Source organism: Enterococcus sp. AZ140 (assembly GCF_051714405.1).
GTDB classification, from domain to species: Bacteria; Bacillota; Bacilli; order Lactobacillales; family Enterococcaceae; genus Enterococcus_B; species Enterococcus_B pernyi.
Genome location: NZ_JBIORU010000001.1, coordinates 406,829 through 419,947, shown reverse-complemented (window position 1 = coordinate 419,947; position 13,119 = coordinate 406,829). Strand labels below are relative to the sequence as shown.

General features: G+C 41.6%; 11 protein-coding genes. 7 read left to right on the top strand and 4 right to left on the bottom strand.

The window, feature by feature from the left end:
- Positions 1-219: 219 nt before the first annotated feature.
- Complete coding sequence (locus IGJ39_RS02025) at positions 220-597, top strand: DUF1093 domain-containing protein (protein WP_019723864.1); 378 nt, start codon at positions 220-222, stop codon at positions 595-597.
- Between the two features lie 234 nt (positions 598-831).
- On the opposite strand, the gene IGJ39_RS02020 is transcribed toward IGJ39_RS02025, so the two are convergent.
- Positions 832-1,812, bottom strand: coding sequence for an AraC family transcriptional regulator (locus IGJ39_RS02020; protein ID WP_019723863.1), 981 nt, complete (start codon positions 1,810-1,812; stop codon positions 832-834).
- Between the two features lie 122 nt (positions 1,813-1,934).
- Between IGJ39_RS02020 and IGJ39_RS02015 the strand changes: the two genes are divergently transcribed.
- The 6 genes from IGJ39_RS02015 to fucO all read left to right on the top strand — a co-directional run bounded on the left by IGJ39_RS02015 (position 1,935) and on the right by fucO (position 8,886).
- Entirely contained in the window at positions 1,935-3,113 is a 1,179-nt protein-coding gene (locus tag IGJ39_RS02015) for an MFS transporter (RefSeq protein ID WP_195273639.1), read from the top strand.
- 40 nt (positions 3,114-3,153) lie between these two features.
- On the top strand, positions 3,154-4,602 hold the full coding sequence (gene rhaB, locus IGJ39_RS02010) for a rhamnulokinase (RefSeq protein WP_019722529.1): 1,449 nt from the start codon (positions 3,154-3,156) through the stop codon (positions 4,600-4,602).
- Between the two features lie 14 nt (positions 4,603-4,616).
- Complete coding sequence (gene rhaA / locus IGJ39_RS02005) at positions 4,617-5,873, top strand: L-rhamnose isomerase (protein WP_019722530.1); 1,257 nt, start codon at positions 4,617-4,619, stop codon at positions 5,871-5,873.
- A gap of 372 nt (positions 5,874-6,245) precedes the next feature.
- Positions 6,246-7,070 carry a rhamnulose-1-phosphate aldolase gene (gene rhaD / locus IGJ39_RS02000; RefSeq protein WP_019722531.1) on the top strand — a complete coding sequence of 275 codons (825 nt, stop codon included), beginning with the start codon at positions 6,246-6,248 and terminating at the stop codon, positions 7,068-7,070.
- A 17-nt stretch (positions 7,071-7,087) separates the two neighbouring features.
- Positions 7,088-7,729: a sugar O-acetyltransferase gene (locus tag IGJ39_RS01995; protein WP_010736416.1), complete on the top strand. Its 642-nt coding sequence runs from the start codon at positions 7,088-7,090 to the stop codon at positions 7,727-7,729.
- A gap of 5 nt (positions 7,730-7,734) precedes the next feature.
- Positions 7,735-8,886: a lactaldehyde reductase gene (gene fucO, locus IGJ39_RS01990; protein ID WP_019722532.1), complete on the top strand. Its 1,152-nt coding sequence runs from the start codon at positions 7,735-7,737 to the stop codon at positions 8,884-8,886.
- Positions 8,887-8,998: 112 nt separating this feature from the next.
- Here the strand turns inward: fucO and IGJ39_RS01985 are convergent, their stop codons facing one another.
- Genes IGJ39_RS01985 through glpK form a run of 3 tightly spaced genes read right to left on the bottom strand, consistent with a single transcriptional unit; the run spans position 8,999 to position 13,053 of the window.
- Positions 8,999-9,715, bottom strand: coding sequence for an MIP/aquaporin family protein (locus IGJ39_RS01985; RefSeq protein ID WP_010736418.1), 717 nt, complete (start codon positions 9,713-9,715; stop codon positions 8,999-9,001).
- A 1-nt stretch (position 9,716) separates the two neighbouring features.
- Positions 9,717-11,540 (bottom strand): type 1 glycerol-3-phosphate oxidase, encoded by a 1,824-nt coding sequence (gene glpO, locus IGJ39_RS01980; RefSeq protein WP_019722533.1) that lies wholly within the window; start codon positions 11,538-11,540, stop codon positions 9,717-9,719.
- A 16-nt stretch (positions 11,541-11,556) separates the two neighbouring features.
- Entirely contained in the window at positions 11,557-13,053 is a 1,497-nt protein-coding gene (gene glpK, locus IGJ39_RS01975) for a glycerol kinase GlpK (RefSeq protein ID WP_019722534.1), read from the bottom strand.
- Positions 13,054-13,119 lie beyond the last annotated feature (66 nt).

Sequence of the window (13,119 nt, the reverse complement as noted above, 5' to 3'; positions counted from 1 at the left end):
GATACCTACTACACTCATCAAAATACCTCGTTCATCTAGGTTTTATTTATTTTTCTTTTTTACTATAGCAAGCGGTTGCCAGAATGTCAAACAGATACTGAACTAGTCTGAATGGTATTATTTTAATAATATTTCAAAATTGTCACGTTTTTCGATTTTCAAACACTGTATCAATCGGCGATAATTGGATATATCAAGAAACATAAAAGGATGGATATGATGAAAAAATTGATTGGAGCAATCGCTCTCTTATTGTTATTGTTTGGTGGCTACAAAGGGTATGAATATTACAATCAGACCTACAAAAGTCAAGTAGCTTATGCAAAAGTACCAGAAGCAGTGCCACCATTGACTGATACAGTGGATGATAGCGGTGAAAAAGTTCGGGGGTTGAAGTCGTATGACTATGACTTTACATTTGTGACTAAAGATGGCAAAACGATCAAGTTAGGTTACACGATCTCCTCAGAACATCCAACACCCCTTGAGCCAAATAGTTATGTCAAAGCAGAGGTAAGTCAAAAACGAGTGACCTCTGGTCCAACGACGATCGATGAAAACCAAGTTCCAGAAGATGTTTTAACTAAGTTGAAATAAGTAGCTTCTACTTCTAGTAAATGAAAAAAGCCAAACGCAATCTAAGAGTAGGACATTAAACCTCACCACCCAAAATCGAATAAACGGCGAGAATAGAAGGAACCGCTTCGGAAAATAAGGCGCCATCCACGAAAATTGTTTTTCAAATTTTTGTGGATGGCGCCTTATTTTCCGAGATTAAATGCTTCTGTCCCGACCTTTTCGCAGTTGGCTTTTTATGTATAAATAACTATTTCAGCGTCGTTTGCGAATGGCGATTGGCGTATCCCCAAAATATTCTCGATATTTTTTGTAAAAATGTGTCTTATTGGAAAAACCTACACTGGCCGCAATCTCCTCAATCGAGAAACGGGTAGATAAAATTAGATCCTGTGCTTCATGTAATCGTTGATTCGTAATCAATTGTTTGAAGGATTTGCCTGTCTGTTGCTTGATCAAATTAGACAGATAATTGGGATTATACCCTAACTCATCTGCCAACGTTTTTAGGTTCAATGTTCGATAGTCACTTTCGATCCGTTGCAGAATTTTGATCATTAAGTTGCTTTGTCCATCTTTTTTGTAGATCTTTGCTAATTGTGAGTGATAGACTCTAGAAAGCTGTAAAAATAACACTTGTGAAAAAGCGTTCATGATTTCATTTCCCAGATGTTTTTTTGAAAAATATTCGAGGATCATCTGATCCAACGTGACTTGGATCTCTGGTTCTTTAGCTAAGTGTAACAAAAGATGTGTTTCATTATAGCCGGGTTCTAAAATGGCATTCATCAAAAAATTATACGTCAAACCCCCACTACGATTATCGATTTTTTTCAGAAGATTGATATTGATATCATTTGTTTTGAATAAGAAATTCAGCAAAATATCATGTTCACCCAAAGGCATCAGTTCATGGCGACTATTTGTATCTAAAAGTAATAATTGTCCTTCTTTCAAAGTGATTGGCAGACCGTTGACGATCTGTTCTGAAGTACCGCAATACATATAATTGAATTCTAAAAAATGGTGGGAATGTAGTGGATAATGAGCGAAGCGTCGATGTTGGCGAATCAAAATATTATTTTCTTGAAAAAGATGGTGATCGTCTAATTTGAATTGCTGGTCTTGTTCGTCTAAGTTTTCTCCTTCAAATTCCTTGATCCATTGCCCCGTCTTTCGCTGTTCTAACTCTTCGGGTGTATACGGCAGAAAGATCTTTTGTACAAACGGATTCATCGTTTTACTCCCCCTTGATATGTAAATTTGACACCAATATAGTAACATACTGACATTGTTGCGAAAAGGGTTACAAGATATGATGAGTGCAACAAATACATCTTCATCTGGAGGAACAAGCTATGAGAAAGACTTGGTTGATGAAACTGTCGCTGTTATCCATTTCCTTAGTTTTAACGTCAAATACTGCTATCGCATCCGCTTTACCGATGATGTTAGGCTACTTCAATGATCAATCGGCTTCATCCGTCGAACTACTGATGACCATTCCTCAACTAACTGTTGTGATTTTTATTGCTTTGAGTAGTTTGATTGCCAAAGCCATCGGACAGAAACAAACTGTCTTACTTGGGTTGTTGCTTGCTGGAGTTGCTGGCGTGTTACCTGTCTTCACTGCCAACTTCTATTTATTGATGATCTCCCGCGCAGCATTAGGTGCTGGCTTTGGTCTCTTCAACTCGTTGGCAGTCAGTATGATCAGCGAATTTTTTGAAGGCGAAGAAGCTGCCACATTGATTGGCTTCCAATCCGCCTTTCAAGGTTTAGGAGCTGCAGTCATGACCTTCACTGCCGGACGTCTCCTCACTTTTGGCTGGCAAAAAGCGTTCTTAGTTTACTTGATCACCATTCCGATCATCTTCTTATTTATGGCTTTCGTCCCTGAACCACCCCAGAAAAAAGAAAACTTCGCTTCTAAAAAAGCAACATCAGAAAAAGGAACACTCCGTCCGACCACTCTCATGTATGGCATTTTGATCTTCTTTCTCTGTATTTTCTACATGATCGTTGTCGTTAAGCTTTCGACCTTCATCGTGACTGAAAATCTAGGAACAGAATCAGATGCCGGAACGCTTCTTTCTTTTATGCAGATTGCTAACATGGTTGCTGGTTTCTTATTCGGGTTGATTTACAAAGGATTGAAACGATGGACGTTGCCTATTTCTTTTTTCATCATGGCAGCAAGCTTATTCCTCATCTTGACAGCCAATCATTTATTTATGATCGGTATAGGGGCTGCACTGAACGGTATCGCCTTTGCTCTGTTCGTTCCTTACATCTTCAATGATGCTACTCGTTCAGTTCCGCAGGCAGCAAAAGCAAGTACCACTTCCTTTATTCTCGTTCTAGCAAATATCGGTAACTTTGTTTCACCCTATGGACATCGACTTTTAGAAAGATTCGGTATCGGTTCTGATGCTTTACAAAATATTTTTATCAATGGCTGCATTTTGATGACCGTTTTAGGTATTCTTTTTCTTCTCCTTACTCTTAAAAAGAAGCCACTCCCAAATGAAGTCTAGTTTTCATTGATTCAAGCAAAAACAAATTGGAGGAATTTTGATGAATTATCTTGCTATCGACATTGGCGCTTCAAGTGGTCGTTTGATCCATGCCAATCTTAATGAATTAGGCCGTTTTGACTTACAGGAAGTCCATCGCTTCAAAAATGGATTTGAAAAAATCGATGGTGTCGCAAAGTGGCCGCTCACACATCTAGTCACTGAAATCTTAAAAGGTTTGGAAAAAGCCAAGCAACAAGGTATCGCAGAATGTTATGTCGGCATCGATACTTGGGGTGTCGATTATGGCTTGCTTGATGTTGATGGTCATTTGATCGACGCCCCGACGAGCTATCGTGATGAGCGAACGAAAGATGCCATCCCACAATTTGAACAAAACATGCCACTAGATGAACTTTACCAAAAAACAGGTATCCAACTGCAACCATTCAACACGGTGTTTCAATTACTTGTTGAAGAAAAAGAAACGTTAACAAATGCCCATCGCTTGCTATTGATGCCTGATCTACTCGGTTACCTCTTCACTGGAGAAGCAGTCACCGAAAAGACTAATGCGTCTACTATGCAGCTTCTGAACTTAGAAACTCGGAAGTGGGACTCAGATATTTTAGCTGTTCTAGGCATCGACGCTTCGCTTTTCCCACGAATCACCGAGCCTGGACAGATTCTAGGCGAATTACAAACTGCCCAATTTCCAACCTATGATCTGCCAAAAGCGACCTTTATCACGATTGCTTCTCACGACACTGCTTCAGCAGTTGTCGGCACACCCGCGACTGGTAAAGAGTGGGCATACATCAGTTCAGGCACTTGGTCGTTGATGGGTGTAGAGATTCCTGAAGGCATTTCAACAAAAGAAGCATTTGACGCTAACTTTACAAATGAATGGGGTGTGCAAGGAACCATTCGCTTCTTAAAAAATATCATGGGTATGTGGTTGATCCAAGAAGTTGCTCGTTTGCAAGATGGTGCCTATAGTTTTGCTGAATTGGCAGAACTGGCAGCACAGGAAGCGCCTTTCCAACAATTGATCAATGTCAACGACCCACGTTTCTTGAATCCCCAAAATATGATTCAAGAATTACAAGATTATTGTAAAGAAACAAACCAATCTATCCCTCAAACCCCTGGTCAGCTGGCTCGCTGTATCTATGACAATTTAGCTCTATGCTACGCTGTCGAACTAGAGAACTTAGCACGGATCACCGGAAAAAAATTTCATCGATTACACATTGTCGGTGGGGGTTCAAACAATACCTTCCTTAATCAGCTGACAGCCGATATTTGCAATATCGAAGTCGAAGCAGGACCAGATGAAGCGACCGCTATTGGCAATCTAATGGTCCAAATGATTGCGACGAACGGCTACGGTACGTTGCAACTGGCGCGTGAAGCGATCAGAGATTCCGTTTCATTAGCCACTTTTCATCCTCGACATACCGAGGAAATGACACAAGCACTTGCTAGATACAAAGAATTTTTAATATAAAGGAGAGATTCAATATGATGAATGTCAAAGAACGTTACGAAGAAGCCAAAGCAAAATATGCGAGTATCGGTGTCGATACCGAGGAGGTCTTGCAGAAACTCGCAGAAGTGAAGATTTCGATGCACTGTTGGCAAGGCGATGATGTCAAAGGATTTTTGACACCAGATGGAGAACTGACTGGCGGCATCATGGCTACAGGAAACTATCCTGGAGCCGCACATACGCCGGACCAATTACGCCAAGATTTAGAAAAAGCTTTCTCATTGATTCCTGGGAATCATAAATTGAATTTACATGCCATGTATCTAGATACAGACGAACCGGTCGATTTAAATGAGATCGAACCAAAACATTTCGAGAAATGGGTCGCATGGGCAAAAGAACAAGGGATCGGTCTTGATTTCAACCCAACCTTCTTCTCTCACCCAATGATGAAAGATGGCTTGACACTTGCTCATCCAGACAAAGAAGTACGGGATTACTGGATCGAACATGGGAAACGCGCTCGTAAAATCGCCGAGTATATGGGAAAAGAAATCGGACAAACATGTATCGATAATTTTTGGATGCCTGATGGAATGAAAGACAATCCAATCGACCGCCTATCTCCACGCCAACGATTGATGGAATCTTTAGATGAGATTTTCTCAGAAGAACTCAACGAAGAATATACACAAGATGCCGTAGAATCCAAACTATTCGGACTTGGTGCTGAAGCTTACACAGTAGGTTCACACGAATTTTATATGGGCTATGGATTGACACGTAACAAATTGATCTGCCTAGACGCAGGTCACTTCCATCCAACTGAAGTCATCTCCAACAAACTTTCGTCTTTAGCCTTATTCTCAAAAGGGATCATGCTCCACGTCTCTCGTCCTGTGCGTTGGGATTCAGACCATGTTGTGATCATGGATGATGAATTACAAGAAATCGGCAAAGAATTAGTCCGCAATCATTTACTTGAAAAAACAGCGATCGGACTCGATTTCTTTGACGCAACCATCAACCGGATCGCCGCATGGGCAATCGGCACAAGAAATACGCAAAAGGCATTGTTAAAAGCCATGCTTGAACCAATCGAAGAATTAAAAGAAGCCGAACTAAACTTCGACTTCACCAAACGCTTAGCCTTCACTGAAGAATTAAAAGACTTCCCATACGCCGACGTTTGGAATTACTTCTGTGAAATCAACAACGTCCCAGTAGGCATGGACTGGTACCAAGAAGTCCTACAATACGAAAAAGACGTACAAAGTAAGAGGTTGTGAAAGAAGCGTTCTGACCTGAGCAGTAAGATAGAAAATCAAAAAATAGCTCCTCATATTTTATGATTTTTTAGCTTAATGTTGAAGGTCAGCTTCTTGAACACCGTTTATCAAGGTTGTGAAAGAAGCGTTCAGCACTAAGGCATAAGACAGGAAAATCGAAAATGGCTGTTTCATTTTTGATTTTTCTGGCTTATGACCGAAGTGTTGCTTCATGAACACTATCTATCAAGTTGTAAAAAAAGCCCTTCACCTATCAACAGAAGCTTTCGAGAATCCGTCTAACTGATTTTGAGGTTCTTTCTGTTGATTTACAAAATAACCACATACTACATGTTCTTTCTATTCATCAGAAAAAGAAAAGAGGTCTCACTCGTGAAAAAATTAGCGATGCTCACTGCTCCATTTGTACAAGAGATGATTCAAGCAACAACCAATATGTACCGCCTAGGATGGGATGAACGTAATGGTGGGAATATCACCTATTTATTAGAAGAAGCGCAAGTCTTACCTTTTATCGACCCTACGAAAGTTTTACGAACACTGCCGTTGCCATTTGATGCCCAAGAATTAGCCGGAAGGTATTTCTTAGTGACAGGGTCTGGAAAATATTTTAAAAATGTACAGGCAGAGCCAGAAGAAAATCTTGGACTGATCCGTGTGACTGGAGATGGTCATGCGATCGACATTTTATGGGGATTAAGCCCTGATGCTGTTCCGACTTCTGAGTTACCAAGTCATTTCATGAGCCATATCGCTCGATTAAGTGTCGATCCAGATAACCGCATCGTCATGCATTGTCACGCAACACACTTGTTAGCCATGACTTTTAGTCATCCACTTTCTGAACGCGAATTGACTCGTACATTATGGCAAATGTGTACAGAGTGCTTAGTTGTCTTTCCAGAAGGCATTTCGGTCATTCCATGGTTAGTTCCTGGTTCGAATGAAATCGGCGAAGCAACTGCTGCAAAAATGAAAGAAACCCGTTTAGTCGTTTGGCCACAACATGGGATCTATGGTTCTGGAAAAGACATGGATGAAACATTTGGTTTGATTGAAACAGCTGAAAAAGCTGCCCAAGTCTATACGATCGTCATGGCACAAGGTGGCATCAAGCAGACGCTAGAAGATGATAATTTGAAATTACTGGCTGATGCGTTTGGGGTTGTCCCACGTGCTGGCTATTTGAACGATTAACAATCGTGAGGTGCGAAATGAAATCCAATGTCGAAAAAATGATTGCTGGTGAGGTCTATCGTCAAGATGAAGAATTATTGCAGCTTCGTTTGGTCACGAGAGATCTCCTTTATGAATTCAATCATATCCATCCTCGAAAATTATCTGAACGTCAGCAATTGATCAAAAAAATGTTCAAGCAAACTGGGGACAAACTCTTTGTTGAACAACCCTTTCATTGCGACTATGGAATCAACATCACCGTTGGAGAAAACTTTTTAGCCAATAATAATTGCACGTTACTTGATGTTGCTCCGATCACGATTGGTAAGGATGTCTTACTTGCCCCAAATGTTGGGATCTACACAGCCGGCCATGCCTTAGATCCTGTTTTACGACAAGAGTACCAAGCAGAATTTGGGGCACCTGTTAGGATCGGCGACAACGTCTGGATCGGTGCAAATACATCCATACTGCCCGGGGTGACAATCGGTGATCATGTAGTGATTGGGGCAGGAAGTGTCGTCACGAAGGATATTCCAGCTAATTCTTTAGCAGTAGGAAATCCTTGCCGTGTGGTGCGGACATTCAATAAAAAAGATCGCACCTATTATTTCAAAAAACTGCGTTATCCACCAGAATATATAATTTCTGAAACCGACCTACCTAAAGGAGAGTAAACCAAATGGCAAATCGAATGATTTTAAATGAAACATCCTATCATGGAAAAGGGGCTATCGCAGCTATCCCAACGGAATTTCATGCCAGAAATTTCAAAAAAGCAGTGGTGATCACTGATAAAGAGCTGCATAAAATCGGTGTCGTAGCAAAAGTCACCACCTTATTAGATGAGGCAGAGATTGCTTATGAAATCTACGACGGTATCGTACCTAATCCAACGATCGAGAATGTCAAAGAGGGCGTGACTTTCGTTCAAGAAGCAAAAGCGGATGTGATCCTGGCAATTGGCGGAGGTTCGCCGATCGACACAGCCAAAGCCATTGGAATCATCGTAACGAATCCAGAGTTTTCTGATGTCCGTAGTCTAGAAGGTGTGGCAGATACAAAACATCCAAGCTTGCCGATCTTAGCTGTTCCGACGACTTCTGGTACGGCCGCTGAAGTCACGATCAACTATGTGATCACCGACAAAGAGCGTTCTCGTAAATTTGTATGTGTTGATCCCCATGATATTCCAATCGTCGCCTTTGTTGACAGTGATTTGATGATGGGCATGCCGAAAGCCTTGTGTGCGGCAACTGGGATGGATTCGATGACACATGCTATCGAGGGATTGATCACGAAAGGTGCATGGGAAATGAGTGATATGTTCCATCTCAAAGCCATTGAGATCATCGGTCGTAGTTTAGCCGATTCCGTGAATGGTGATCCAAAAGGCCGAGAGGATATGGCTTTAGGACAATATCTTGCAGGGATGGGTTTTTCAAATGTTGGTTTAGGTCTTGTCCATGGAATGGCGCATCCATTATCCGCATGGTATGACATCCCCCACGGCGTCGCTTGCGCTGCCTTATTACCAACCGTCATGAAATACAATAAAGAGTTTACAGGCAATAAATATCGAGAAATCGCGAAGGCGCTGAACATCAAAGACGCAGAATCTCGTTCCATCGAGGACATTCGTGATGCCGCTTGCGAAGCGATTGATGCTTTGTCGAAAAAAGTTGGCATCCCTGCGACGATCTCCGAACTAGGTGTCAAAGAAGCGGATATTGCAAAAATTGCTGAAGATGCGTTCAATGATGTCTGTACCCCAGGAAATCCAAGAGAAACGAACGTGTTAGAGATCATCGACATCTATCAAAGCTTGATGTAAGTTTATCGACTCTCTTGTTATTATGACTTGACTGATCAATTAAAAATGGTTCTCTTGGTTTGTGAATAACGACCAAGAGAACCATTTATTTTAATATAGAAAATTTATTTCATTAAACCATCAACGTGTACATGCCTACTGCGACGATTGCCCCAACCATTGGTCCTGCAATCGGTACCCATGAATAACCCCAGTCAGAACCACCTTTATTAGCGATTGGTAAAATCGCATGAGCGATACGTGGACCTAAGTCACGAGCTGGATTGATCGCATATCCTGTGGAACCACCTAGTGATAACCCGATAGCTAAAATCAATCCTCCAACAGCAAAGACATTTGTTCCGCCAGCAAATTCTGTTTGACCAAATGCCAATAGTCCTAAGACTAAAACGAACGTACCGATCAACTCTGTAATAAAGTTAGCAGGATAGTTGCGGATGGCTGGTCCAGTCGCAAAGGTTCCTAAGATTGCCCCTTGATCCTTTGTTGCTGACCAATGTGGCAAATAAGATAACCAAACAAGTACCGCACCGACGATCGCACCTAGTAATTGCGCGATGATGAATGGGAAAACTAAATTCCAACCGATCGCACCTGTCATTGCCATCCCAAGTGTTACCGCAGGATTTAAATGAGCGGGTCCCATGAATCCCGAAATAAATACTGCCATCGTAACAGCCATTGCCCAACCAAATGCAATGACGATCCAACCGGAGGCTTGCGCTTTACTTTTGTTTAAATTCACTGCTGCACATACGCCGTCCCCTAAAAGGATCAAAATCATCGTTCCAATAAATTCTCCCATGATTTGGGTCATGTCTGCATTCATTTTATTTTTCTCCTTTCAGGTCACGTAAGTCTGACTCAGCGATCAGTTGCTCTAAATGTTGCGTTTCACGTTCTTTTTCTTCATCTGTCCATTCAAAGTATGCAGCAATCGCATCAATGATCGGTTGTTTGATGGCATCTAACTGATCTCTTTCAAAAAGTAGATGGTTGGTACGGCGAATCAAATAGTCACCTGGAACTAAGACCATTTCGTTTTCTAAACCGTAACGCAAACGTGCAGATTCTGCCAAAGTCAATCCTGGATAAGGACTCATTTCTTTCGCTAATTCAAAGATGTGTTTCGCATTTGTTCCGTAGAAATCTGCGATATAGGCAGCATCTGTTTCATCAAGACCTGCTTCCACACCGATTTTTGTATATTCTTGAACCATTTCTTCTTGTTTTGTCGGATCAAAATCCCCGCCTGAGATCGAGTAAGTCTTCGAATCGATTTCTTTTACGGTTACACCATACTCTTCTTGTAACAGTTGACGGATCAATTTCATCGCGCCTTCTGCCATTTTACGATAATCGGTGATTTTACCACCAGATAAAGTAACTAGTCCATCTGGTTCACGTTCTAATGAACTACCGCGAGAAACAGTTGATGGTGCTTTTTCATCACGACTACTTTCTAAGTGATTCAACACATCTTCGACTTCTACTCGTGATACCTTGCTTTCCTTATAATCCGTTACCGTATCAACGACTTTACGGAAGCTCTTATCAGAGATTGAACCGTTGTCACCACCGTTGTAGTCAGAACCGGCGTTGCCGATCAATAACGGGCGTAATCCTGCCCAACTTGATTCGATATCAGCCAAAGTGATATTTGCTTCTGGATAACGATGATTGATCACGTCTAGTAAGTAATCCACATCTTCCTGTGTTACTTGAGGGTCTGTAAAATCGCCTTGGTAATCGGTATCTGTTGTCCCAAAATACGTTTTGTTTTCACGAGGGATCGCAAAGACCATCCGACCATCTTGTTTTCCTGTATCGAAATAAGTAGGCTGTGGCACAGGCAATTTCTTCGCATCGACTACTAAATGGACGCCTTTTGTCGGACGCATTTTTGGTGAGATCGCACGCTTGAAGTTCAGGTTACGGATCTTGTCCACCCATGGTCCACTTGTGTTGATCACGATTTTTGCTCGGATCTCAATCACTTCATCACTTAACAAGTCACGCGCTTTGACACCGATGATCTGGTCACCATCATAGATAAAGCCGGTAGCTTTCATTTTGCTGACCAAATACGCTCCGTCTTCTGCCGCTTTTTTGATATTATCGATCACTAAACGGGAATCATTATTCCGAAAATCCAAGTAAACACCGGCACCTGTTAAGCCATCTTTTTTAAGAAACGGCTCACGTTCAAGAACTTCTTCAGGTGTCAACGTATAGTTTTCATACTTCGTTCCAGTTACTTTTGCTAATTTATCATAAAGATCCATCGCTACTTTTACAGAAAACATATTGAATGTCGTCGCGCCTTCTCCTTCATAAATCGGCAATAACATTGGATCTGGTTTAGGGATATGCGGTGCCACTTGTTGTACCACTGCACGTTCGCCTACTGTATCTGCGACCACTTCAACGTCAAACGTTTTTAGGTAACGAATCCCCCCATGAACTAACTTGGTTGAGCGTGAAGAAGTTCCTTCTGCAAAATCCTGCATTTCGATCAAACCGGTTTTAATACCTGAAGCTGCTGCTTGGATCGCTACACCTGCACCAGTGATTCCGCCCCCAATAATCAAAAGATCTAATTCTTCTTGTTTCATGTGGTCAATGTTATCTTGTCTTGTTTTTTTTGAAAACATCTTGTGTTCCCTCCCTTTACTCAAATGCTTGAGTTGCTTTCACTGCTTTTTTCCAACCAGTGTAAAGTTTTTCTCTACGCTCTTCTGGCATTTCCGCCTCGAAGATTTTACCAGCTTCATAAAACTCACGAATTTCATCCGTATCTTTCCAATAACCAACTGCTAATCCTGCAAGAAAGGCAGCACCTAATGCAGTAGTCTCCAAGTTACCGGCACGTTGGATCGGTACATTCAAGATATCTGTTTGGAACTGCATCAAGTATTCATTATTGGCTGCACCTCCATCAACTTTTAACACAGGAATCTGGATGCCTGTATCATCTTGCATCGTATCGATGATATCTCGAACTTGGTAGGCAATGGATTGTAATGTCGCCTTGATGATATCCTCTTTCGTTGTTCCTCGAGTAAGACCAAACATAGAACCACGTGCTGCTTGATCCCAGTAAGGAGCGCCAAGTCCAACAAAAGCAGGTACAACGTAAACTTCGTCATCACTAGTCGAACGCTTCGCTGCATCTTCTGAATCACTCGCTTTTTGTAGCATTTGCAGACCGTCACGCAACCATTGGATGGAAGAACCGGCAACGAAGATACTCCCTTCTAGCGCATAGTAAACCTTTCCATTTATTCCGTAACCAATCGTCGTCAACAGATTGTTTTTAGATAATTGTGGTTTTTCACCTGTGTTCATCACAATAAATGAACCTGTACCATACGTATTTTTGACCATTCCTGGCTCAAAAGCCATTTGACCGAATAATGCTGCTTGTTGGTCTCCTGCCATCCCAGAAATCGGTGCTTCACTACCATAGAAGTGATACCCTTGTGTATAACCGTAAACCTCTGAATTTGAGGTTACTTTCGGTAACATCACTCGTGGAATATTCAGTAGATCTAAGATTTCTTGGTCCCAATCCAATTCATGGATATTGAACAACATCGTACGACTCGCATTCGAGTAATCGGTTACATGTGCTTGTCCATCTGTCAACTTCCAAACAAGCCAAGAATCGATCGTTCCAAACATCAACTCGCCTTTTTCTGCTCGCTCTTGTGCACCTTCTACATGGTCTAAGATCCAGCGAATCTTAGTAGCAGAGAAATACGCATCAATGACTAAGCCAGTTTTCTTATGGAAAAACTCTTGGTGCCCATCTTCTTTTAATTTGTTAGCAATACCAGCTGATTGACGCGATTGCCAAACTACAGCATGATAAATCGGACGTCCTGTATCTTTTTCCCAGATCACTGTTGTTTCACGTTGATTCGTGATACCAATACCGGCGATTTGTGTTGGCTTGATACCAGATTCAATAAACGCACCTGCGATAACTGATTGTACGGAGTTCCAGATTTCATTCGCATCATGTTCTACCCAGCTTTCTCGGGGAAAATATTGTGTGAATTCCTTTTGCGAACTACCGATGTGTCTTCCTTTTTTATCAAAGATAATCGCTCGTGAGCTTGTTGTCCCTTGGTCAATCGCCATGATATACGTTGATTCTGTCATTATGATCTCCTCCATTTTTGCAAACGCTTTCTTTAACTACTTTTATGGTACACCTATTTAAGGAGT